16 protein-coding genes are annotated in these 23,784 nt (G+C 52.4%); 10 read left to right on the forward strand and 6 right to left on the reverse strand.

Annotated elements, in window-relative coordinates:
* Positions 1 to 2: 2 nt before the first annotated feature.
* Entirely contained in the window at positions 3 to 617 is a 615-nt protein-coding gene (locus KHQ09_RS02650; protein WP_213596113.1) for a DsbE family thiol:disulfide interchange protein, read from the forward strand.
* 1 nt (position 618) lies between these two features.
* Here the strand turns inward: KHQ09_RS02650 and KHQ09_RS02655 are convergent, their stop codons facing one another.
* The 4 genes from KHQ09_RS02655 to KHQ09_RS02670 all read right to left on the reverse strand — a co-directional run bounded on the left by KHQ09_RS02655 (position 619) and on the right by KHQ09_RS02670 (position 4,452).
* Positions 619 to 1,545, reverse strand: a complete 927-nt coding sequence (locus KHQ09_RS02655) for a hypothetical protein (RefSeq protein ID WP_213596115.1) — start codon at positions 1,543 to 1,545, stop codon at positions 619 to 621.
* Between the two features lie 77 nt (positions 1,546 to 1,622).
* Entirely contained in the window at positions 1,623 to 3,467 is a 1,845-nt protein-coding gene (gene ilvD, locus KHQ09_RS02660; protein WP_213596117.1) for a dihydroxy-acid dehydratase, read from the reverse strand.
* Positions 3,468 to 3,702: 235 nt separating this feature from the next.
* Entirely contained in the window at positions 3,703 to 3,939 is a 237-nt protein-coding gene (locus KHQ09_RS02665; protein WP_022711319.1) for an Lrp/AsnC ligand binding domain-containing protein, read from the reverse strand.
* A 123-nt stretch (positions 3,940 to 4,062) separates the two neighbouring features.
* Complete coding sequence (locus KHQ09_RS02670; RefSeq protein ID WP_022711318.1) at positions 4,063 to 4,452, reverse strand: MliC family protein; 390 nt, start codon at positions 4,450 to 4,452, stop codon at positions 4,063 to 4,065.
* Between the two features lie 213 nt (positions 4,453 to 4,665).
* Between KHQ09_RS02670 and KHQ09_RS02675 the strand changes: the two genes are divergently transcribed.
* The 7 genes from KHQ09_RS02675 to pncB all read left to right on the forward strand — a co-directional run bounded on the left by KHQ09_RS02675 (position 4,666) and on the right by pncB (position 19,860).
* On the forward strand, positions 4,666 to 5,094 hold the full coding sequence (locus KHQ09_RS02675; protein WP_213596119.1) for a hypothetical protein: 429 nt from the start codon (positions 4,666 to 4,668) through the stop codon (positions 5,092 to 5,094).
* A gap of 170 nt (positions 5,095 to 5,264) precedes the next feature.
* Positions 5,265 to 6,284, forward strand: coding sequence for a sulfate ABC transporter substrate-binding protein (locus KHQ09_RS02680; RefSeq protein ID WP_075654731.1), 1,020 nt, complete (start codon positions 5,265 to 5,267; stop codon positions 6,282 to 6,284).
* 24 nt (positions 6,285 to 6,308) lie between these two features.
* The gene (cysT, locus tag KHQ09_RS02685) at positions 6,309 to 7,220 is read left to right on the forward strand and encodes a sulfate ABC transporter permease subunit CysT (protein ID WP_075654049.1); all 912 of its coding nucleotides are present in this window, start codon (positions 6,309 to 6,311) and stop codon (positions 7,218 to 7,220) included.
* A gap of 79 nt (positions 7,221 to 7,299) precedes the next feature.
* Positions 7,300 to 8,091: a sulfate ABC transporter permease subunit CysW gene (cysW, locus tag KHQ09_RS02690; protein ID WP_238481689.1), complete on the forward strand. Its 792-nt coding sequence runs from the start codon at positions 7,300 to 7,302 to the stop codon at positions 8,089 to 8,091.
* Between the two features lie 146 nt (positions 8,092 to 8,237).
* Positions 8,238 to 9,272, forward strand: a complete 1,035-nt coding sequence (locus KHQ09_RS02695) for a sulfate/molybdate ABC transporter ATP-binding protein (protein WP_213596121.1) — start codon at positions 8,238 to 8,240, stop codon at positions 9,270 to 9,272.
* 464 nt (positions 9,273 to 9,736) lie between these two features.
* Entirely contained in the window at positions 9,737 to 18,412 is an 8,676-nt protein-coding gene (locus KHQ09_RS02700; protein WP_213596130.1) for a glycoside hydrolase family 94 protein, read from the forward strand.
* A gap of 143 nt (positions 18,413 to 18,555) precedes the next feature.
* Positions 18,556 to 19,860 carry a nicotinate phosphoribosyltransferase gene (gene pncB, locus KHQ09_RS02705; RefSeq protein WP_075654053.1) on the forward strand — a complete coding sequence of 435 codons (1,305 nt, stop codon included), beginning with the start codon at positions 18,556 to 18,558 and terminating at the stop codon, positions 19,858 to 19,860.
* A 41-nt stretch (positions 19,861 to 19,901) separates the two neighbouring features.
* Here the strand turns inward: pncB and KHQ09_RS02710 are convergent, their stop codons facing one another.
* Positions 19,902 to 20,837, reverse strand: a complete 936-nt coding sequence (locus KHQ09_RS02710) for a carbohydrate kinase family protein (protein WP_213599746.1) — start codon at positions 20,835 to 20,837, stop codon at positions 19,902 to 19,904.
* 10 nt (positions 20,838 to 20,847) lie between these two features.
* The gene (locus KHQ09_RS02715) at positions 20,848 to 21,594 is read right to left on the reverse strand and encodes an SDR family NAD(P)-dependent oxidoreductase (protein WP_022711309.1); all 747 of its coding nucleotides are present in this window, start codon (positions 21,592 to 21,594) and stop codon (positions 20,848 to 20,850) included.
* 139 nt (positions 21,595 to 21,733) lie between these two features.
* On the opposite strand from KHQ09_RS02715, the gene glpK reads away from it, so the two are divergent.
* Together glpK and KHQ09_RS02725 are read left to right on the forward strand one after the other, a co-directional pair.
* The gene (gene glpK, locus KHQ09_RS02720; RefSeq protein ID WP_213596132.1) at positions 21,734 to 23,230 is read left to right on the forward strand and encodes a glycerol kinase GlpK; all 1,497 of its coding nucleotides are present in this window, start codon (positions 21,734 to 21,736) and stop codon (positions 23,228 to 23,230) included.
* 1 nt (position 23,231) lies between these two features.
* The gene (locus tag KHQ09_RS02725) at positions 23,232 to 23,696 is read left to right on the forward strand and encodes a GNAT family N-acetyltransferase (RefSeq protein ID WP_213596134.1); all 465 of its coding nucleotides are present in this window, start codon (positions 23,232 to 23,234) and stop codon (positions 23,694 to 23,696) included.
* Positions 23,697 to 23,784 lie beyond the last annotated feature (88 nt).

The following is a 23,784-nucleotide window of genomic DNA, read 5'->3' on the forward strand; positions in this document are numbered from 1 at the left end:
TAATGACTGATCCGGTGAAGACATCTGGCGGAACGGATGCTCCGCAGAATAAAAAACGTGTTGTGGTGGCGCTTCTGCCGCTGCTTATTTTTGCAGCACTTGCCGGTATTTTTACATGGCAGTTGCTGAGCGGAAAAAATATGCAGGAAATTCCCTCAGCTTTGATCGGACGCGATGCACCGCTGACCGATCTGCCGCCGCTGGAAGGATTGCGGTTGGCTGACGGAGCGCTGGTGCCGGGCTTGAAAGGCGCTGATCTGAAGGGACAGGTGACGCTGGTCAATATCTGGGCATCGTGGTGTGTGCCGTGCCGCGATGAGCATCCGCAGATTATGAAGCTGGGGCAGGATAAGCGCATTAAAGTGGTAGGTCTGAACTATAAAGACGCGCCGGAAAATGCACTGGCCTTTCTGAACAGTCTCGGCAATCCTTACAATGTCGTCGGCACAGACCGCTCCGGCCGCGCCGGTATTGAATGGGGCGTTTACGGCGTGCCGGAAACCTTCATCGTCAACCGTGAGGGCAAAATTGTTTATAAATTCGTCGGGCCTTTGAGCTCTGAAAGTCTGGTCAAACAATTCATGCCTGAGGTTGAGAAGGCGCTGGGTAGTTTTTAGCTTATGGTATTGGTCGAATAGATATTATTTTTACAGATAATCGTTTCGCCAATATCTTTAGTTTTTCAGATGGATTATTTTCTATAATCAGTACAGAATTAGCGTTAGGAGGAGTGGCTTTTGCAAGCTGCATAGCCCTCAATACAGCTCGATATTTAATGCATTGAAAAAGCCCACGCTCCATTTCAGCTTTACTTGCATTTCGAGCTTTCACTTCGACGGCTAATAACGAGGTTTCATTTTTAAAAATAATATCAACACGGTCTCCTGAGGAAAGGATGTATTCTAATTCTCCTTTTTCAAAAAATCCAAAGCTTGATATTACTTCAGGATGAGTGCTTACCCACTTTTTGAGTTTTTTATGCTCGTCACTTTCTGGGTTATGTGGGCATGGTTTTTGGTCTACTAAATCTAGAGGTTGGCCACGATCTCTAGATGCCTCATCTTTGTTGCTAATTTCAATTTGAAGATATTTAGCAATGTAGCGCCATTCTTCGAAAGAAAAAACAGAGTTTATTTCTTCTAAAGCATACGAATCTCTATCTTTTTGATGGAGATTTTCTATCTGTTTTTTATTTTTGCCTTGAGATCGTTTTAGATAGCCATCAACGCCATGGCTGGGTAATCCGCTGTCTTTATTAACAATTATTGCGTTTAAAAGAGGAATATCAATTTTCAGCTCTGCACTTAGTATTTCACAAATGTCTCCAATTTTTCCTGCAACATTTCTGAAGGCGATAGGCAAAACTGTTGGTTTATTTTTTTCGCGTAAAAACTTGTTAAATTCACCATACTGGATTGTATCGCCATCAAGCGCACTTTTTATCACAACGGGTAATAAGAGCCTTGTTGTGGTATCAGTCCACTTATCTCCACTGCTAAGCAATTTTTGAGCGCTACCCAATGCTATTATTATTTTATTTGACATGCTCCCCCCTTTCGATGTTTTTCTTAAAAAAAACGCCCCTGATATTGGGGCGTTTCATTAAGTGATTATTTAGTGCCTCACTCCGGCACGTGTCTCACTGCACCTTTAGCAGCGCTGGTGGCCATGGCTGCATAAGCACGTAGTGCTGTGGTGACTTTGCGCTTGCGCACTTCTGTCGGCTTCCATGCGGCAATACCTTTGGCTTCCATCTCTGCGCTGCGGGTTGCCAGAACAGCATCATCAACAGCCAGATGGATTTTGCGGTTCGGAATGTCGATCTCGATCAGATCGCCTTCTTCAACCAGACCGATCAGGCCGCCTTCTGCGGCTTCCGGTGAAACGTGACCGATGGAGAGGCCGGAAGAACCACCGGAGAAACGGCCGTCAGTAATCAGCGCACAGGCTTTGCCCAGACCTTTCGACTTCAGATAGCTGGTCGGATAGAGCATTTCCTGCATGCCCGGACCGCCGCGCGGGCCTTCATAACGGATCAGGACAATATCGCCTTCTTTGATCTTGCCGTTGAGAATGCCGAGAACCGCACTGTCCTGACTTTCAAAAATACGCGCAGGGCCGGAGAAGGTCAGGATGCTGTCATCCACACCGGCTGTTTTAACGATACAACCGTCCTCCGCCAGATTGCCGTAGAGCACAGCCAGACCGCCGTCCTGTGAGAAGGCATGTTCTTTGGTGCGGATAACGCCGGTTTCACGGTTGCTGTCGGTGTTATCGAAATAACGGTTCTGGCTGAATGCAACCTGTGTCGGAACACCACCCGGAGCGGCACGGAAGAACTCATGCACGCTTTCATCGGAAGAACGCTTGATATCCCATTTTTCCAGAGCATTTTTCAACGTGCCGGAATGTACCGAGCCGACATCGGTGTTGAGCAGGCCTGCGCGGTCAAGCTCACCGAGAATACCCATAATACCACCGGCGCGATGCACGTCTTCCATATGCACATCCGGCACAGCAGGTGCGACTTTACAAAGAACCGGCACTTTGCGGGACAGGCGATCAATATCGGACATGGTGAAATCCATTTCCGCTTCATGCGCTGCCGCCAGCAAATGCAGAACGGTATTGGTGGAACCGCCCATGGCGATATCCAGTGTCATGGCATTTTCAAAAGCTGCAAAGCTGGCAACTGCACGTGGCAGCACGCTTTCGTCATTGCCTTCATAATAGCGCTTGCAGAGGTCAACAACCAGACGACCGGCCTCAAGGAACAGTTCTTTACGTGCCGCATGGGTCGCCAGTGTCGAGCCGTTGCCCGGCAGCGACAGGCCAAGCGCTTCGGTCAGGCAGTTCATGGAGTTGGCAGTGAACATACCGGAGCAGGAGCCGCAGGTCGGGCAGGCGGAGCGCTCAATCGCGTCCACTTCTTCGTCAGTATATTTGTCGTCAGCGGCTGCAACCATGGCATCAACCAGATCGAGCTTTTTGACCTTGTCATTCCAGACAACTTTACCGGCTTCCATCGGGCCGCCGGAAACAAATACAACCGGAATATTGAGGCGCAATGCGGCCATCAGCATACCCGGTGTGATCTTGTCACAGTTGGAAATGCACACCATCGCATCGGCGCAATGGGCATTGACCATATATTCAACCGAGTCGGCGATGATTTCGCGTGATGGCAGCGAATAGAGCATACCGTCATGACCCATGGCGATACCGTCATCAACCGCGATGGTGTTGAATTCCTTGGCAACACCGCCTGCTTTTTCGATTTCGCGGGCGACCATCTGGCCGAGATCTTTCAGATGCACGTGACCCGGCACAAACTGGGTAAAGGAATTGACCACAGCGATAATCGGCTTGCCGAAATCACCGTCTTTCATGCCTGTGGCGCGCCAGAGGCCGCGCGCACCCGCCATATTGCGGCCGTGGGTGGAAGTTCTTGAGCGATAGGCTGGCATGATCTTATTCCCTTATGCATTAACAGCGCTGCGAAACTCCTGTTTGCAGAAGTTGCAGAAATGCAGTGTTATCTTTTCAGATATGTCTTACAGTACCCGAGCGTACGGTGCAAAGTACAAATTGCCTCACATGCAAAATTCTTCGCGTGCAGCAGCGCAAAAATAAAAAAGCATCGCCCGTTTTGATACAGGCAATGCTCTGTCTTTTATATTACCGGCGTTTCTGTGACTGAACTCAGAAAGCTTTGAAAGTCAGCGTTGTCAGCGAGCGGATGATATGCGGGATATCATGAACATTATCATTGATAAATTTGCCGATATCATCACCTTCCTGAATATAAATCTTTGCGAGAAGATCATATTCGCCGCTGGTGGAATAAAGTTCCGAGGCGATTTCACGCTCATAGAGTGTCTTGGCAACATCATAGGTTGTGCCGGGTTTGCACTGGATTTGCAAAAATACTGGTTTCATCTCACATCTTTCCTGTAAGAGAACGGATCATATAAAATTCAAAGCAGGTCAGAAAGACTGCTGTCTGACGGCACAAATAGCAGTCTGTGTGCTTTAAGGGTAGCGAAAAATCCTGCCTCAATTTTACTGTGCAGCTTTATCCTTGTTTACACAATTGCTGAACAATGTCTGCTCTTTGGCGCTGTCATCGGCTTCAAGAAAAGACAGAATGCCTTCATCGCCTTTTGTGTGCCAGCGATAGCTGTCCTGTTCATCAAGAGCGATATAACGTGCACCTGAAGCCGCTGGCCAGATACGCATCGGCACCAGCTTGCCTTCCGTGTAAAGGACAGCTGCTGATTCATCATTTTTCAGACCGTTGATATAGACAACATCCAGCTCAACATTGCGTTCGCATATATAGGTCACTTTGGTAAGCGCCTGCATCTCGTCAGCTTCCTGCGCGGCAACACTGCCTGCAAAACCGCAAAGTAAAAGACCGGCAGAGAGTGATGGGATGATTGCTTTCAGCATCAGTTTATCCTTTTCGTTTACAGCACTTACAGAGAAGGCAGGGAACCTGCGGGCAGAAAAACAGGTCTGTTTGCGGAATTTAAAATAAGATTCTTATTTTGATCGTCCAATAAAAACCGTATCTGGCATTAATATGATTATTTGTCAGATATTTAAAAGCAGAGACAGCATAGTTCAGCAGAAAAGGCATTATAGCGCGTGATACAGGCTGGTTTGACATTTCGCAAAATATTCACCCCTGCGGGTATGCGCATCAGTGCGTTTGCTGCCCTCGCAGTGCTCACCGGTTGTGCCGGTGTGAATTATGTACAAGCCAAATATCAGGGGCTGCCTTCGGTTGAGTTTGTCGGAAAAAGCGGTGTTAATTATCGTATTGTCGATAACCAGACCGAAAGCCGTCTGCTGATCGGGCCGGGGCTGGCAGGAACAGCCACGCAGAATTTTGTCAAAGGTTTCTCAACCGGAACAGGGCTTGGTGTCACGCCGCCGGTTGTTTTCCGCGATGTGGCGGAAGAATATCTGAAATCCACCGGTAAACGCTGCGAAACCCGCGATGTGACACTGGTTGTCGATCCTTATTATGAGGTGCGCTATAAGTGCAGTCTGCGCAGCCCCCGTATGGGTTCGGGTATGGTTTTTTGATGCGGGATACTGAACTGTCTTTGGCAAAGGCGAATTTTTATTTTACAATGCGCTCATCTGAGGAAGATTATTTCCGTGGGAGCGGAGTATTGAGGTTCCTGTAGCATCCTTCTCCGTTCCGGCTCTGTTAGTTTGTTTTTGAACATGAAACGGAGGCCTTGATGATACTGATGCGAAATACTTTTTCCGCCTTTGCTGCGCTGATCGCTGTATCTGCGGTGTCCATTCCTGTGCAGGCACCCGCTGCCCAGACCCTGCTGAATGTTTCTTACGATCCGACGCGGGAATTATATAAAGAATTTAACGATGCCTTTGCCAAATACTGGCAGGCCGAAACCGGTGAGACGATAACCCTGCGCACATCGCACGGCGGCTCCGGTGCCCAGGCGCGCTCTGTTATTGACGGTATTCCCGCAGATGTTGTGACGCTTGCTTTGCAAAGCGATATTGATGCCATTGTCGAGAAAAGCGGCAAGATCAATGCGGACTGGCGGCAGAAATTTCCGAATAATTCTGCGCCTTACACTTCAACCATCGTCTTCCTGACCCGCAAGGGCAATCCAAAAGGCATTAAAGACTGGGGTGATCTGATTAAGGACGGGGTGGAGGTGATTACACCTAACCCGAAAACCTCCGGCGGTGCCCGCTGGAATTATCTGGCCGCATGGGCCTGGGCGCATAGTGAATATGGCGGCGATGAAGCCAAGGTCAAAGCCTATATGACAGAATTGTTCCGTCATGTGCCGGTTCTGGATACCGGTGCGCGCGGCTCGACCACCAGTTTTGTGCAACGCCAGTTAGGTGATGTGCTGCTGGCATGGGAAAACGAAGCCTATCTGTCAGTTGCGGAATTCGGAGCGGATTCTTTTGACATTGTCGTGCCGCCGCAATCCATTCTCGCCGAGCCGCCGGTTGCCGTGGTGGACAAGAATGTCGATGCCAAAGGTACCCGCAAACAGGCGGAAGCCTTCCTGACCTATCTCTATTCCGAAGAGGGGCAGAAGATTGCAGCCAAACATTTCTACCGGCCGTCAAAACCTGAACTGGTGCCGGAAGCCGACCGTAAATGGCTGACGGATGTCAAGCTGATCACGATTGATGACCCGTTATTCGGTGGCTGGGTTAAGGCGCAGCCAGCCCATTTCGGGGATGGCGGCACATTCGATCAGATTTATAAACCGGTCAAATAAGTTCCGTCTTTCATGGTGTTACCTATGGCAGAACTCACAACAAAAACGGGCGGCGGGAAACCGGATCAGCCACATAAAAGCGGGAAAAAACCGCCCTTCTGGCAGGCATGGCGCAAGCCGTCCATCCTGCCGGGCTTTGGTCTGACACTGGGTTTCAGCGTGGCCTATCTGTCCCTGCTGATCCTGATCCCGCTGATGGTGCTGATGCTCCATGCCGTCGGGGTGGGGCCGGCACGCTTCTGGCAGCTGGCGACTGATCCCCGACTGGTTCATGCCTTGCAGGTCAGTTTTTTCAGTGCGATTTTGGCCGCGCTGATTAATGTGGTTTTTGGCGGCATTGTTGCATGGGTGCTTGTGCGTTACCGCTTTCCGGGCAGAAGGCTGGTCGATGCGATGGTCGATCTGCCTTTCGCTCTGCCCACTGCCGTTGCCGGTATTGCGCTGACAGCGCTTTATGCGCCGAAAGGCTGGATCGGTGCATGGCTGATGCCGCTGGATATCCGTATTGCTTTTACACAGGCCGGTATTGTGGTGGCGCTGGTTTTTATCGGCCTGCCATTTGTGGTGCGCACGATCCAGCCGGTGATTGAAGAGATCAGCCGTGAACAGGAAGAAGCGGCGGCAACACTGGGTGCAAGCCGCTTTCAGACTGTGTTTCGTGTGCTGTTGCCCGGTTTGCAACCGGCTATTCTGACCGGCTTTTCGCTGGCCTTTGCCCGTGCAGTCGGGGAATATGGCTCGGTGATTTTTATCGCCGGTAACCGGCCTTATTCGACTGAAATTGCGCCTTTGCTGATCTTCATCAAGCTTGAGGAATTCGATTATTCCGCAGCTACAGTGCTGGCTACGGTGATGATGCTGATTTCTTTTGTGATGCTGCTCATTGTCAATCTGATCCAGACACGGACACGCAGGAGATATGGCTATGGCAGCTAGTGCCGGAAAACTGTTTTCGCGTCGTCTGAAACATAATCACACGACTCATAACCGTTCAGCGGTTACAGAAACACCGGCTATGCGCTGGTTTCTGACACTGACAGGTCTGCTGTTTATGGCCTTGTTCATTGTGCTGCCGCTGATCGTGATTTTTGCTCAAGGATTCAGCAAAGGCACCGGTGCTTATCTGGAGGCACTGACCGATCCGGATGCAGTCTCGGCTATCCGCCTGACTTTGCTGATTGCGGCTATTGCAGTGCCTTTGAATATGGTTTTCGGGATTGCTGCTTCATGGGCGATTGCCAAATTCGAGTTTCGCGGCAAGACCTTTCTCATCACGCTGATTGATCTGCCGTTTTCGGTGTCACCGGTGATTTCAGGGCTGGTTTTCGTGCTGCTGTTCGGCGGAAACAGTATGCTCGGATCATGGTTTCAATCGCATAATATCCAGATATTGTTTGCTGTTCCCGGTATTGTTCTGGCAACAATCTTTGTCACTTTTCCATTTGTTGCCCGTGAGCTGATCCCGTTGATGCAGGAACAGGGAACAGGCGATGAAGAGGCAGCCTTGTCTCTCGGGGCAAGCGGCTGGAAAACCTTTCTTTATGTGACTTTGCCGAATATCCGCTGGGGGCTGCTTTACGGCGTGTTGCTGTGTAATGCGCGTGCAATGGGAGAGTTTGGTGCGGTGGCGGTGGTGTCGGGACGTATTCGCGGATTGACGACGACCATGCCGTTGCATGTGGAGATGATGTATAGCGAGAATATCGTGGCGGCATTTGCAGTGGCATCACTGCTGGCGGGACTGGCGCTGATAACACTCGTTTTGAAGACGATACTGGAAATGCGTTTTTCGCATGACGGGGTTTAGTTTGTAATGCGTTTTGCGCATGAATAGCGCATCCCGAAAAGTGTGAGCGGTTTTCAGGGTACGCTTACAACAAAGAGACAGAGCATTTTGAATGCTCCAATATGAATTGCATTGCACTGGCATGAGGGTGCCTGAAAGGATTGAGAATGGAAGTACGCGTTGTTGAGGTGCGCAAGGAGTTTGAGCAGTTTCCGGCGCTGCACAACGTTTCGCTTGATATTCGTTCAGGCGAGCTGATTGCTTTGCTCGGCCCTTCCGGCTCGGGTAAGACCACATTATTGCGTCTGATTGCAGGGCTGGAAAGCCCGACAGAAGGCACGGTCTATTTTGGCGAGGATGATGCCTCGAATAAAACCGTGCAGGAACGCAATGTTGGTTTTGTATTCCAGCATTATGCTTTGTTTCGTCATATGACATTGGCGCAGAATGTCGGATTTGGTTTGAAAGTACGCCCGCGCTCTACGCGTCCGTCCAAAGCGGAAATCCATAAACGCGCGGTTGATCTGCTCAATCTGGTGCAATTGCAGGGCTTGGAAAACCGTTATCCGGCGCAGCTCTCCGGTGGTCAGCGTCAGCGTGTGGCTCTGGCACGTGCCATGGCGATTGAACCGAATGTATTGTTGCTGGATGAGCCTTTCGGTGCACTGGATGCGCAGGTGCGAAAAGAACTGCGCAAGTGGTTGCGTGAGATTCATGACAGCACCGGCCATACCACCGTTTTTGTAACCCACGATCAGGATGAGGCTCTGGAACTCGCCGACCGCGTTGTGGTGATGAGTCAGGGGCGCATCGAGCAGGTGGGGACACCGGACGAGATTTATGACAGTCCGAATTCTGCTTTCGTCTATGGTTTTATCGGTGAATCCAGCCGTCTGAATGTGCGTGTGGAGCAGGGGGCGCTCTGGTTGGCGGATCGCTCGCTGGGGCTGAAAGCAGATCAGGCAGACGTAGAAGCGGTACTGTATTTCCGCCCCCATGATGTGGAGCTGGTGGAGGGATGTGGCGGCTGCATTGCCGGTGTGGTCACCGCGACACGGCGTGTGGGCGCCAAGCGCCGTGTTGAGCTGGAAGTCGGCGGTAACCGCGAAATTGTCGAGATTGAAATTCCGGCAGAGAATGAAGCGGTGACCGGCAGCCGTCTGGCATTCCGTCCGAAATACTGGCGGGTCTTTGCCTCTTAAAACTGAAGAGATACAGCTCGAAAAATGATTCTCTGAAACGCCGGATACAGGGCTGAATTTAGGCTCGGATATCCGGCGTTTTTCTTATCAGAAAGGGGGACTTTCAAAATAATTTAATCCGTTTAAAGTGCGGTCAGGCAACTTTTCTCACCCTCTGGCATTATATCAAAGCGTGCTGCCCCAGCTTTGTCAGGGCTTGCGCATTGTCGGAACGCAAATTGCAGAGGGTAGCCTGTTGATTTTTATAACGTAAAGTTAAAATCAGCTATGATTTGTGCTTTGCGATTTTACCAAATTCGACCATGGCATTCTTTGCGGACGTAATTTGGTCATAACTGTTTAACACCACCGGTCATGCGTGAATCTTCATGAAATTCACGGGATCTGAAGCATGTGTTTGCGGATATGGCAAATCTGACCATCCGTAGCGGAACTTAAATCTTATAAAAGGCTGTAAAAGGCATATGCCGGCTTTGTCTTTCTCTCTTTCATCGTTGTTTTCCCGCCCTGTTGCTGACCGCCTTTTGCCGGTTTTGCCTTTGCCAATCAGGGGGCATTATAAAACACCAGAAGAATTACAACTGCTCGCTGCGGCGCTGGCCCGCAATGAAGCCGTGCGCCTGCCCGATTATGAGAAATTCGACTTTAACAAACGGCTTGCAGAAAATGCCGGTCTGATCCTGCATGCCTATCGCTCATCCGATGCGGCATCGCGTAACGGCGAGACGATTACGCCGGCTGCCCAGTGGCTGCTCGACAATTATTACGTTGTCGATAAAAGCATGCAGCAGGCACGCCGCGATTTGCCGGACAAGTTTTTGCGCCAGTTGCCGCTGGCAGCCAATATTCATCCGGATGGTGCTGTATCAAAAAACACCGATGCCTCTGCCAATCTGAGCACCGAAGGCCTGCCGCGGGTTTTCGCACTGGCATGGCTCTATGTTGCCCATAGCGACAGTGGTTTCTCGCTCAAAAGCCTGAAAGCACTGATCGACGGTTTCCAGAGTGTGGAGCCGCTGCGCATCGGTGAATTATGGGCACTGCCATCTGTTATTCGTTTCATGCTGGTGGAAAATGCCCGCCGTTTGGCGCTGCGTGTTGAGCGCGCCCGTGCGATGCGCAATTTCGCCAATCGCGTGGCGGACAAGATTGTGGTCGCCTCTTCACCGGAAGAGCTGCAATCCATCCTGACAGAATATAGCGAACCGGCTCGCGACGGCACTTTCGCCACGCATCTGCTTTATCGTTTGCGCAGTGCATCCACGGCTACCGGACCGGCGATTGAATGGCTGGAAGCCCAGCTTGAAGCCTCCGGACGCGATGTTGAGGAGATTATTGTCGAGGAACACTCCCGCCAGTCCACCGGCGGTATGACCATGGGCAATATTATCCGCTCGCTCAAAACCATTGATGACGTGGACTGGACCTCATGGGTTGAGACTGTCAGCATTATGGATGCGATCCTGCGCGAGAACAGCGATTTCGAAAATCTCGATTTCGCTTCACGCAACAGCTATCGCGTGACCATTGAAAAGATCGCGCGTAATTCCCGTATGACGGAAATTGAGGTGACCAATACGGCTCTGCGGCTGGCGCGTGAAAAATCGCTGCGTGAGCATAAAATCACCGAGCGTGAACAAAGCGGTGCGATTGCCTATTATCTGAGCGGCAATGCCCGCACCGAGCTGGAACAGATTTGCGGTTATACCCCGCCTTTGTCATCGCGCCTGCTGCGTCTCTATCGCGGGCTTGGCCTGTGGGGGATTGCTGCACCGGTCTGGGCAATGACCATCGGCCTGCTGGTGCTGGTTTATACCGGCATGGGTCGCATCGGTTTTGGCGAGAGCGAACAGCTGCTTTTCACTATCCTCGCGCTGTTCCCTGCCTATGAAGCCTCACTTGGCCTGTTTAATTCGCTGGTGCCGTGGTTTGTGCAGCCGAACCGTCTTGTCGGTTATGAATATCGCGACGGTCTGCCTGCCGATGCCCGCACGCTGGTAGCCGTGCCGACGCTGATCAATTCGCGCGACAGTGTGGATGAACATATCCGCAATCTCGAAGTGCATTATCTGACCAATCCGCGCGGTGAGGTCTATTTTGCGATTGTCAGTGATTGGACAGACAGCAATGTCGAAGTCACGCCTGCCGATATGGAAGTGCTGGATTATGCCCGCGAGGAAGTCGCAAGGCTTAATGCGCATTATGCCGGAGAGGATTATGCCACCAATGGTCAGGCGCGGTTCTTCTTCCTGCATCGCCGCCGTCTTTACAATCCGTCACAGGGTTGCTGGATGGGCTGGGAGCGCAAGCGCGGTAAGCTGCATGAGCTGAATCTGCTGCTGCGTGGCGACCATGATACCAGTTTCTTCCCGTCGGATGTGCCGTTGCCGCGTGATATCCGCTATGTGATGACACTGGATTCTGATACCCGTCTGACACCGCAATCGGTAACCAATCTGGTCGGTAAGCTGTCGCATCCGCTCAATCATCCGGTCTTTGATGAGAAAACCGGCCGCATTACCAGCGGTTACGGTATTTTGCAGCCGCGTGTTACCCCGTCACTGACCACCGGCGACGATGCGTCTTTCCTGCAGCGCGTCTTCTCCGCTAATCGTGGTATCGACCCTTATGTCTTTGCTGTTTCCGATGTCTATCAGGATCTGCTTGGCGAAGGCACTTTCACCGGTAAAGGCCTCTATGATGTTGATGCCTTTGAAAAGGTGATGCAGGGCAAGATTGAGGAAAATACAGTTCTCAGCCACGATCTGCTCGAAGGCGGTTATGCCCGTTGTGCGCTTGCCAGCGATGTCGAGGTCGTGGAAGATTACCCGACCGGCTATAATGTTGATATTTCCCGTCATCACCGCTGGGCGCGTGGTGACTGGCAGTTGTTGCCGTTTCTGTTCTCAACCGGCAAAGGTGTCAGCAATGTCACCCGCTGGAAAATGGCCGATAACCTGCGTCGTTCGCTCAACCCGATCATGTGGGTGATTGCGTCTTTTGCCGGCTGGTGTTTGCTGCCGCTCGGCGTTGCTACCATCTGGCAGCTGTTCCTGATTTTGGCGATGTTCGTGCCGATGATTTTCGGCATCGTCACCAATCTTATTCCGGTGAATATGGATTATTCGCTGAAAGGCCATGCTCAGTCGGTGCTGACTGATGTGACGCTGGCTTTTGCGGATATGGCGCTGCGTCTCAGCTTTATTGCCCATAGCGCAACGCTGATGGGCGATGCGATTGTCCGTACTTTCTATCGTCTGTTTGTCTCCCGCCGTTATCTTTTGGCGTGGCGTGCGGCCGCGCAGATGAAGTCTTCCAATACGCTGGATTTCTATGTGCGCCTGATGTGGCCGTCGCTGCTGATCGGTGCATTGGCATTCCTGCTTCCAGTGCTGTTTGGCAGCAAAGCCGTACTGATTGCCGTGCCTTTTGCTGTGATCTGGATTGCCTCGCCGTGGATCGCATGGGCAGTGAGCCGCTCGGCCAAGCCGCAGGATACGCTGGAAGTCCGCTCCAGCGATAAAGGCGATCTGCGCCGCTATGCCCGCCGTACATGGCGCTATTTCGAAGCCTTCACCAATGAGGAAGGCAACCATCTGCCGCCGGATAATTATCAGGAAGATCCGGTGGGTATTGTGGCAATGCGCACATCCCCGACCAATATCGGCGTCTATTTCCTCTCTGTGATTTCGGCGCGTGATTTCGGCTGGATCGGCTTCAACGATACGCTGACCCGTATCGGCCAGACGCTGGATACGTTGGAGAAGATGGAGAAATTCCGCGGCCATCTCTATAACTGGTATGAGACTGATACGCTGAAACCATTGCAGCCGCTTTACGTGTCGGCAGTGGATAGCGGCAATCTGGCCGGTCATCTGGTTACACTGTCTTCGGCGCTGGAAGAATGGGCGCAGGCACCTTCCGTCTATCTGCAGGGCGATTTTGAAGGTATTCTCGACGTTAACGACATTCTGGAAGAGGCAATTGCTGCCATTCCGGATGATCGCCGTATTCTGCGACCACTGCGTCGCCGTTTGGAAGAGCGGATTGCCAATTTCCGCCGTGCTGTGCGTTCCTTCCGCGAGGAGCCGGAAACCGCCTCTTTCCGCACCATCAATATTTCACTCTTCGCCAAGGATATTGAAAAACTGGCGCTGGAACTGGATGACGAGCTGGAAACCACCCAATCGCAGGAAGCGCTGGAATGGGCACGTACACTGGTTGCTACCTGTAAAGCCCATACGGATGATGCGATCGGCGAGCATAATGCTGAAGAACTGCGCATGCAGTTGCAGAGCCTTGCCAGCCGTTCCCGCCAACTGGCCTTTGACATGGAATTCGGCTTCCTTGAGCGCAAGGAACGCCGTCTGCTGTCGATTGGTTTCCGCGTGCAGGAAAACGAGCTGGATGAGAGTTGCTACGATCTTCTGGCTTCGGAAGCCCGTCTTGCCAGCCTGTTTGCGATTGCCAAGGGTGATGTGCCGGTAGAACATTGGTTCAAACTTGGCCGCCTGCTGGTGCCGGTTGGTTGGAAAGGCGCTCTGCTGTCCTGGTCAGGCTCAATGTTCGAATATCTGATGCCGCCGCTGGTGATGAATGAGCCGCTTGGCTCGCTTCTTGACCAGACCAACAAGCTGGTCGTGCAGCGTCAGATCGAATATGCCACCTCGCGCGGTCTGCCTTGGGGGATCTCGGAAGCAGCCTATAATGCCCGCGATCCGCAGATGAATTACCAATATTCCAATTTCGGTGTGCCGAAACTGGGTCTGCAACGCGGTCTGTCACGTAATGCGGTGATTGCACCTTATGCGAGCCTTTTGGCTTCGCAATATCGCCCTGCTGATGCGGTTTCCAACCTGAAGACCTTGCAGAAGCTCGGCGCTTTGGGGCGTTACGGTTTCCACGATGCCGTGGATTTCACTCCGTCGCGTGTGCGCGAAGGTGAAAAATGCGCTGTGGTGAAAAACTATTATGCGCATCACCACGGCATGTCGATTATCGCGGTCAATAATGTGATTTTTGATGGTCGTATGCGCAGCCGTTTCCATTCCGATCCGGTGATTGAAGCGGCTGAACTGCTGTTGCAGGAAAAAGCACCGCGTGAAATTCCGATGGTTTATGCCAAGACGGAAAATCCGATGCGTGTGGACAGCGGTGCCTTTGATGAAGCGCCGATGCGCATTATCGAAGAGCCGTTGAAAGCACCACGCAGTGTGCATCTGATGTCCAATGGTCAGTATTCGCTGATGCTGACGGCTGCCGGTAATGGCTACAGCCGCTGGCATGATCTGGCGATCACCCGCTTCCAGCCCGATGCGTCTGAAGGCATGCAGGGCAGCTTCCTGTTCCTGCGTGATATTGAAAGCGGACGCTGGTGGTCGGCGACCAGTGAGCCGTCGCGCCATCTGGAAACAGAAACCAAAACGGTGTTCACGGAAGATAAAGCTGAATTCTACAAGACCTCCGGCGATATCAAGACTGTGGTGGAAACCATTGTCACTACCGATGTCGATGGTGAAGGACGCCGGATTGATATTATCAATACCAGTTCGCGCGACCGTGTGATCGAGGTCACATCCTATGCGGAGCTGGTGCTGAATAATCCGGACACGGATGATGCACATCCGGCTTTTGCCAAGATGTTTGTGGAAACGGAAATCGCACCGGACGGCACAACAATCTATGCTAAACGGCGCAAACGCGCACCGTCAGACACGGAAGTGCATGTGGCGCATTTCGTGACCGATCTGTCGGGCGCTGTGCGTGAAACGGAAGCCGAAACCGACCGCCGTGTCTTTATCGGCCGTGGCCGTACCCTGCGTAATCCGGCGGCTTTCGACCCGGAGATGAAGTTTACCGGCAGTCAGGGCACGGTGCTTGATCCGGTTGCCTCATTGCGCACCCGTGTCCGTGTTCCGGCGCATAAAAAAGTGTCGCTGGTGTTCTGGACACTGGCAGGCGGTTCGCGCTCTTATCTGGAAGAAAAAGCGGCGGTTCTGCGTTATCCGGAAGCTTTTGCCCGTGAATATACGCTGTCATGGACACGTTCGCAGGTGCGTCTGCATCATGTCGGTATCAAACCGGCTGAGGCGACAGATTACCAGAAAACCGCTGCCTATCTGATCTATCCGGATCGCGCTTTGCGCCAGCCGTCAGAAGTGATTGCTGCGGGGCTTGGTGCTCAGTCTGATCTCTGGCCATTGTCGATTTCCGGCGATGATCCGATTTTCGTGCTGCGGATTGATAATGAGGCTGATCTTGAAGTGCTGCGCGGTGTGCTGAAAGCACAGGAATACTGGCGCGAAAAAGGTCTCACCGTTGATGTGGTGGTGATCAATGAACGGGCATTTTCCTATGCGCAGGATACCCAGCGTGCAGTTGAATGGCTGACGGAAAGTTTCCGTGTCCGTTCGCAGCATCAGGGACAGAAACAGCACATCTTCACGGTGCGCCGCGATCAGATGAGCGAGGCGTCCTATAATACGCTGCTGGCTGCTGCACGGATTGTTATGCATGCGCAAAACGGCTCTCTGGCAGAGCAACTCAAGCGTATTCAGGAACTTTCGGTTGATCTGGCACATCGCAAAGAAACCAAACCGGAAAGTGCTGATCCGCGTCTGAACCGCCGCGACAGCCGTCTGGCTGCAGAAGCTGATGCCGCACAGCAAAGCGGTGATGGTGTAAAAGCTATCGCTAAATTGCCGGGTGTGGCTCCGCGTCAGTCTATAACAAATAAGCCGGTTTCCGGTGACGGGCTGGAATTCTGGAACAGCTATGGCGGTTTTGATACAGACGGCAATTATGTTGTGCGTCTCAATGGCGACCGTACAACGCCGCATCCGTGGATCAATGTGATTGCCAATGCGGAATTCGGTTTCCATGTTTCAGCGGAAGGTTCCGCTTTCACATGGAGCGGTAACAGCCGTGATTATCAGCTGACCCCTTGGTCAAATGATCCGGTTTCGAATCTGCCGGGCGAGGCGCTTTATATCGCGGATCGTGACAGCGGTAAGGTTTTTGCACCTGCGGCTAATGTCATTCGTGATGCAGACGTGACCTATGAAGCGCGTCACGGTCAGGGCTTCAGCACGTTCACGTCCAAACATGGCGATGTGCTCTGCGAGCTGACAATGGCGGTTGATCCGGACAAGCCGGTGCGTCTCACGCGCCTGCGGCTTGTCAATCGCGGCCAGTCGATGAAACGTCTGCGGCTCTATAATTATGCGGAATGGGTGCTGGGCAATGTCCGTGCTAAAAATGCCGCTTATATTGTGCCGCGTTTTGACGAGGAGCTGGGCGCGCTCTTTGCCCGTAACCCTTATCACACCGACAAGGCAGGTCAGGTCGCTTTCCTGACAGCCAATATTCTGCCGGCATCAGTCACTTCTGACCGGCAGGAATTTATCGGTGTCACCGGTTCCGTTACCGAACCGGACAGTGTGATGCAGGGCAAGTCCCTGTCTGGCACAGTCGAGGCCGGACGTGATCCTTGCGCGGCTCTGAGCTATGATCTGGAACTGAGTGCAGGACAGACCAAAGACATTCTGTTCATTCTTGGCAATGCCAAAGATGAAGAGACAGCACAGGGACTGATTACCTATAGCCGTGGTCTGGATATGGATGATCTGCTGGCACGCACTTCCGAGCAATGGCAGAATTTTACAGCGCCATTGCAGGTGAAAACGCCGGATCGCTCTTTCGATCTGATGGTCAATCGCTGGCTGCCTTATCAGAGCATGGCTTCGCGCATTCTGGCGCGTGCGGCGTTCTATCAGGCCAGCGGTGCCTATGGTTTCCGCGATCAGTTGCAGGACACGCTGTCACTGCTGATGCTTGATCCGCACTTGGCACGTAAGCAATTGCTCAATGTTGCCGGTCGTCAGTTTGCGGAAGGCGATGTGCAGCATTGGTGGCTGCCGGTTACCGGAGCAGGCGTGCGCACACTGATCTCCGATGATGTGGTGTGGCTGTCCTATGCGGCAACGCTCTATACGCAGGTGACCGGCGATCTGGCGGTGCTTGATGAGGACGTTGCTTATCTGCAGGGCCGTGCTTTGGGCGAGGGCGAACATGACGCTTTCTATCAGCCGGAGGTCTCGGACAAAACCGACACGGTCTATGAGCATTGCGTGAAAGGGCTGGAACTGGCCATGCAACGCTCCGGACAGCACGGTCTGCCGCTGATCCTTGGCGGCGACTGGAATGACGGTATGAATCTTGTCGGTGTTGAAGGTAAAGGCGAGAGCGTCTGGCTCGGCTGGTTCCTGAGCTATACATTGCAGCAGTTTATTCCTTTAGCGACAGCACGCGGCGATAAAAAGCGTGCGGAAGCTATGCAGCAGCATCTGGATGCTTTGAACAAGGCGCTGGAAGATCATGGCTGGGATGGCGAATGGTATCGTCGCGGTTATTTCGATGACGGCGCACCGCTCGGATCGCACCTGAGTGGCGAATGCCAGATTGATGCGATTGCCCAGAGCTGGGCTGTGTTGTCCGGTATTGCTGATCCGACGCGTGCGACCCAAGCAATGGCTTCGCTTGAAAAGCACTTGCTGGATGAAGAGGGCGGCTTGCTGCGTCTGTTCACTCCGCCATTTGACAAGACCGAACATGAGCCGGGTTATATTAAAGGCTATCCGCGTGGTGTGCGTGAGAATGGCGGGCAATATACCCATGGTGCCACATGGGCGATCATGGCGCTGACCAAACTTGGCCGTGGTGATGAGGCTTACAAGCTGTTCTCGCTGATTAATCCGGTGCATCACGGCGAAAATCCTGAGACCTATCGTGTCGAGCCTTATGTGATTGCAGCGGATATTTATTCTGTTGAACCACGTCGCGGTCAGGGTGGCTGGACATGGTATACCGGTTCTGCCGGCTGGTTCTACCGCGTGGCGACAGAAGGTATTCTCGGCTTGAGCAAGCGCGGCAATGCGCTGTTCCTCAATCCGGTACTGCCGTCTGACTGGGATGGTTTTGAACTGGATTACCGTCATGGTGAAGCACTGTATAAAATCACAGTGCGCAATAAAGCCGGTCGGGACAGTCTGAAAGTGGACGGCAAAGCAGTCAAAAAACGCGATGCCGGTATTGCACTGACAACGCAGGGACAGCACGAGATTGTGCTTGAACTGAAATAAGTCAGACTAAACAGAAACTTTAAATAAAGGGCGGTGAGCAATCATCGCCCTTTATTTTTGCTGAATTCTGCTTATGGTCTGTCCAACAAGAATGATGCTCAGGATGAGAATAAATCTCATCGGATCAGATAAGGACATCTGGCATGACCAGAACAGATATTGCGCAGCGCGTTTATAACCATACGTGGAAGCTGGATCCGATTGTTCGCAGTCTGCTGGATACGGATTTTTATAAGCTTTTGATGCTGCAAATGATCTGGGGGCTGTATCCGCAGGTGGATGCTACTTTCTCGCTGATTAACCGCTCGAAAACTGTGCGGCTTGCCGATGAGATTGATGAAGGTGAGTTGCGTGCGCAGCTTGACCATGCCCGTTCATTGCGTATGACCAAAAAGGAAATGATCTGGTTGGCCGGTAATACATTCTATGGCCGCAAGCAGATTTTTGCGCCGGAATTCCTGCAATGGCTCAGCACATTCCAGCTGCCGGAATATGAGCTGACACGCCGTGACGGGCAATATGAACTGCATTTCCACGGGCCGTGGACGCATACGACAATGTGGGAAATTCCCGCACTGGCGATTATCAATGAATTGCGCTCCCGCGCAGCGATGAAGTCTCTCGGGCCTTTCGCGCTGGATGTGCTTTATGCCCGTGCCAAAGCCAAAATGTGGGGCAAGGTTGATCGTCTGCGCCAATTGCCGGATCTGAAAATCTCTGATTTCGGCACCCGCCGCCGTCATTCGTTCCTCTGGCAGCGCTGGTGTGTGGAAGCGCTGAAAGAAGGCATCGGCGATGCCTTTACCGGCACCAGCAATGTGCTTCTGGCGATGGACACTGATCTGGAAGCGCTCGGTACCAATGCCCATGAATTGCCGATGGTGCTGGCAGCTATGGCCGATACGGATGAAGAATTACGCTCGGCACCTTACCGCGTGTTGCAGGACTGGAACCGTTATTATGGCGGCAATCTTTTGATCGTACTGCCTGATGCATTCGGCACAACAGCATTCCTGCGCGATGCACCGGACTGGGTTGCCGACTGGACAGGTTTCCGCCCTGACAGCTCACCGCCTATTGAGGGCGGAGAGCGGATTATTGAATGGTGGAAATCAAAGGGCAAAGACCCGCGTGAGAAATTGCTGATCTTCTCCGACGCACTGGACGTGGATACGATTGAAGAAACCTACCGCCACTTTGAAGGCCGTGTGCGGATGAGCTTTGGTTGGGGCACCAATCTCACCAATGATTTCATCGGTTGCGCACCGAAACACGTTTCAGGACTAGGAGCCATTTCACTGGTCTGTAAGGTGATTGACGCAAATGGCCGTCCGGCGGTGAAACTCTCGGATAATCCGTCAAAAGCCACCGGCGATCCGGAGGCGGTGAAACGCTATATCGAGTTTTTCGGCGGTGAAGATCGCGTTACACAGGAAGTGCGGGTTTAAAATACAAAAGGCGGCTTTTTAAGAAAGCCGCCTTTTCCATATCAAGTGATTTCATAATCCCATGGCGGATTGGCACCGGCACGCGATACGGTAATCGCAGCGGCTTTGATGCCAAAGGCGATGGCTTCGGTCAGCTGTTCTTGCGAGATGGCCGCAAGGGATTGCTTATTCAGCAGGCCTTGTTTTTCAAGGCTCACCAGCACACCGGCATTGACCGTATCACCGGCACCGACTGTATCGGCCACGGTGACTTTTTCGCCACCGACACTGATTTTACCGCAAGCCGCATAGGCCACTGCACCATCCGCGCCTTTGGTGACGATGATGATTTTAGGTCCGTTCTGTCCTTCTGTAGCCAGCCAGTTGCGGATAATCGCATCATGATCCGTGCCTTCATCAAACCAGAGCAGGTCTTCATCTGACACTTTGACAATATCAGCCAGTGCAATCATCCGCTTGATCCGCGCCAGATGGGCGGCTTTGTCCGGAATAAAATTCGGGCGGATATTCGGGTCGAGCATTGTCACACGGTTTGGCGCTTCCCGCTGCATCAGCGCTTCATAAGTACTGCCGCAAGGTTCGGGAATGAGGCTGATACCGCCAAACATCAGGGCGCTGACATTATCATCCAGTACCGGCAGTTGCGCCTCACTGAGCAAACGTCCGGCAGTATTCTCATCGTAGAAATTATAACTCGCCTGGCCATTATTCAGCCGCACAAAGGCAAGCGTTGTCGGTTGATCCGAGACTGCACAAAACCGCGTATCAACGCGGGATTTTTCCAGTGTATCGCGCAGGATTTGCCCGAGAAAATCAGACGACAGGCCGGAAAAAAATCCGGCCTTTGCACCCAACCGGCCAATGGCAATGGCTGTATTGAACACGGAGCCGCCTGCATGCGGCACAAAGCCGGTCTCGCCGCTCTGTGTTTCGCGTGGCAGCATATCAATCAGCGCTTCTCCGCAGGAGAGGATCATGCTCTCACCCTTAAACGTGTTGACCGCCATTGATGTGGATTTCCGAGCCGGTCACGTAGGATGAGGCTTCAGTGCAGAGGAAATAGATGGTTTCAGCCACTTCCGATGTCTGGCCGAGGCGGCGCAGAGGCATCTGCTCCACCAGTTTTTCTGTGCCCGGTGACAGGATGGAAGTTTCAATTTCGCCCGGTGCAATCGCATTGACGCGGATACCATGCGGGCCGAAATCCGAGGCCATTTCACGGGTCAGACCGGCAAGCGCTGCTTTCGAGGTTGCATAGGCGGTACCGGCAAAAGGATGCACGCGGCTTCCGGCAATCGAGGTGACATTGACCACCGAGCCCTGCGCTGCTTCCAGTTCTTTGAACAAACCACGCGCCAGCATGATCGGTGCAAAGAAGTTTACCTGAAACACATCGCGCCAAGTGGCCATTTGAGTTTCAATGGAATTGAGGCGGCTTCCGCCAGCGCCTTTTGGCGAAATACCGGCATTGTTGACCAAGGCATTAAGCTGACCGCCATTGTCTTCCAGACGACGACGGATTTCTGAAATTGCACGACCGATATCTTCCGGATCAGCCAGATCAACCTTGATATGATCTTCAGGGCCAGCAGGCCACGGGCAGTTGTCGGAAAAATCCTGACGTGAGCAGGTAATGACACGCCAGCCCGCCCGTGAAAAACGCTTCACGGTTGCATGGCCGATACCGCGGCTGGCACCGGTCAGTACGATGGTTTTTTTAGGCGTATCAGTCATTTTAATCGGCCTTTATTGCTAATTTTAAGTGGACACTATCACTATAGATTTTAAAATTTGCAAGGCGTGTTTAAATTTGGCACTGAATGATTCAAGCATATAATTTTTTAAAAGATGCTTTTGAGAAACGGAGATATTTATGTCGAAACTGATTTTGGCAATCGATCAGGGTACAACATCCAGCAGAGCCATTTGTTTCGATCAAAATCATAAGATCACCGGTCTCGGGCAAAAGGAATTTACGCAGCATTATCCCAAATCCGGCTGGGTCGAACACGATCCGGAAGAAATCTGGCAAAGTGTTGTCACGACCTGCAAACAGGCCGTTGAAAATGCCAGCGCCAGTATGGAAGATGTGGCTGCAATCGGCATTACCAATCAGCGTGAAACGGTGGTGGTCTGGGATAAGACAACCGGCAAGCCTGTCTATAATGCGATTGTCTGGCAGGATCGTCGCACGCAGAAAGACTGCCTGAAACTGAAAAAACAGGGCATTGAGCCGCGTATCCGCCGTAAGACAGGCCTGTTGCTTGATCCGTATTTTTCCGCAACTAAGCTGGCATGGATTCTCAACAAAGTGTCCGGTGCGCGTAAAAAAGCAGAGAAGGGCGAGCTGCTGTTTGGCACAATCGACAGTTTTCTGATCTGGCGGCTGACCGGCGGTCAGGTTCATGCCACCGATGCCACTAATGCTTCCCGCACGCTGCTGTTCAATATTGCCAAGAATGAGTGGGATGAAGAACTGCTGAAACTGTTCAACATTCCGCGTAACATGCTGCCGGAAGTAAAAGACTGTGCCGATGATTTCGGAGTGACAAAAGCTGATGTGCTGGGCGTGGAAATTCCGATCCTCGGTGTGGCAGGTGACCAGCACGCGGCAATGATCGGTCAGGCTTGTTTTGCCAAAGGTATGCTGAAGGCGACTTTCGGCACCGGTTGTTTCGCGCTGCTCAATACCGGCAAGGATAAAGTTCTGTCGCGCAACCGTTTGCTGACGACGATTGCCTATCGTCTGAACGGTGAGGTGACTTATGCGCTGGAAGGTTCGATCTTTGTCGCCGGTGCAGCGGTGCAATGGCTGCGCGACGGCTTGAAAATTATCAAAAATGCAGCGGAGTCCGGTGAGCTGGCGCTCAAAGCCGATGAGACACAGGATGTCTATCTGGTGCCTGCTTTTGTGGGCTTGGGCGCTCCCCATTGGGATGCAGAAGCGCGTGGCGCGATTTACGGGCTGACCCGTAATTCGGGGCCCGCCGAGATTTCCAAAGCTGCGCTGGAATCCGTTGCTTATCAGGCACATGACCTGCTTGAAGCCATGCATAAAGACTGGAAAACGGACACCAGCGATATTGTTCTGCGGGTTGATGGCGGTATGGTTGCCTCCGACTGGACGATGCAAAACCTGTCAGACATTCTCAACGCGCCGGTTGACCGTCCGGTTATTCTGGAAACCACGGCGCTGGGCGCGGCATGGCTTGCAGGTATGAAAGCCGGTCTCTGGGGCGATATGCAGGCTTTTGCCAAAGACTGGCAGCAACAGCAGCGTTTTGAGCCGCTGATGGAGCCGACGTTGCGCAAACGCAAAATCAACGGCTGGCATAAGTCTGTGCGCAGCACGCTCAGAGCGAAGCAATAAAATGCTGATCAGGGTGGCGTCAGCAGAAGATGCGGCAAAGGTTTGCACAGTGCTGCGCCGTTCAATCACGGAGCTTTGTGCCGCAGATCATCAGAATGATCCGCAGATTTTAAGCCAATGGCTTGCCAATAAGACAGAAGAAAATCTGCGGGCATGGATTGCGCGCGAGGGGCAGGTCTATCTTGTCGCCGAGATTGACGGGCGGATTGCCGGTGTTGCGGCTGTCTCGGCAACGGACGGTGTTTTGCTCAATTATGTTTCACCGGATTATCAGTATCGCGGTGTCAGTAAAGCTTTGATGGCAGTATCTGAAGGCTGGCTGAAAGGGCAGGGGCAGGTTGTGAGCCGTCTGACCAGCACGGCCACAGCAAAACAGTTTTATGAAAAGCTCGGTTATTTGCCCGAGGGCGATGCCAAAACGGGAAGGTCTGGCATGCCGTCCTTCCCGATGAAGAAACTGCTATAAGCATTTCCAGCAAAAGTGCGAAGCGGTTTTGCGTAGGACAATGCGTAAAAACAAATAGACAGAGCGGTTCCTACGATTCATTCTTAAC

The sequence above is a fragment of the Pseudochrobactrum algeriensis genome (assembly GCF_018436245.1).
Lineage (GTDB): Bacteria > Pseudomonadota > Alphaproteobacteria > Rhizobiales > Rhizobiaceae > Pseudochrobactrum > Pseudochrobactrum saccharolyticum.

Excerpts from the sequence above, each read along its gene's own strand:
- KHQ09_RS02665 (WP_022711319.1), bottom strand. The coding sequence starts at position 3,939 with ATGAAACCAGTATTTTTGCAAATCCAGTGCAAACCCGGCACAACCTAT.
- KHQ09_RS02715 (WP_022711309.1), bottom strand. The coding sequence starts at position 21,594 with ATGACTGATACGCCTAAAAAAACCATCGTACTGACCGGTGCCAGCCGC.
- KHQ09_RS02700 (WP_213596130.1), top strand. The coding sequence starts at position 9,737 with ATGCCGGCTTTGTCTTTCTCTCTTTCATCGTTGTTTTCCCGCCCTGTT.
- KHQ09_RS02725 (WP_213596134.1), top strand. The coding sequence starts at position 23,232 with ATGCTGATCAGGGTGGCGTCAGCAGAAGATGCGGCAAAGGTTTGCACA.
- KHQ09_RS02655 (WP_213596115.1), bottom strand. The coding sequence starts at position 1,545 with ATGTCAAATAAAATAATAATAGCATTGGGTAGCGCTCAAAAATTGCTT.
- KHQ09_RS02650 (WP_213596113.1), top strand. The coding sequence starts at position 3 with ATGACTGATCCGGTGAAGACATCTGGCGGAACGGATGCTCCGCAGAAT.
- ilvD (WP_213596117.1), bottom strand. The coding sequence starts at position 3,467 with ATGCCAGCCTATCGCTCAAGAACTTCCACCCACGGCCGCAATATGGCG.
- KHQ09_RS02670 (WP_022711318.1), bottom strand. The coding sequence starts at position 4,452 with ATGCTGAAAGCAATCATCCCATCACTCTCTGCCGGTCTTTTACTTTGC.
- cysW (WP_238481689.1), top strand. The coding sequence starts at position 7,300 with ATGCGCTGGTTTCTGACACTGACAGGTCTGCTGTTTATGGCCTTGTTC.
- cysT (WP_075654049.1), top strand. The coding sequence starts at position 6,309 with ATGGCAGAACTCACAACAAAAACGGGCGGCGGGAAACCGGATCAGCCA.
- KHQ09_RS02680 (WP_075654731.1), top strand. The coding sequence starts at position 5,265 with ATGCGAAATACTTTTTCCGCCTTTGCTGCGCTGATCGCTGTATCTGCG.
- KHQ09_RS02710 (WP_213599746.1), bottom strand. The coding sequence starts at position 20,837 with ATGATCCTCTCCTGCGGAGAAGCGCTGATTGATATGCTGCCACGCGAA.
- glpK (WP_213596132.1), top strand. The coding sequence starts at position 21,734 with ATGTCGAAACTGATTTTGGCAATCGATCAGGGTACAACATCCAGCAGA.
- pncB (WP_075654053.1), top strand. The coding sequence starts at position 18,556 with ATGACCAGAACAGATATTGCGCAGCGCGTTTATAACCATACGTGGAAG.
- KHQ09_RS02695 (WP_213596121.1), top strand. The coding sequence starts at position 8,238 with ATGGAAGTACGCGTTGTTGAGGTGCGCAAGGAGTTTGAGCAGTTTCCG.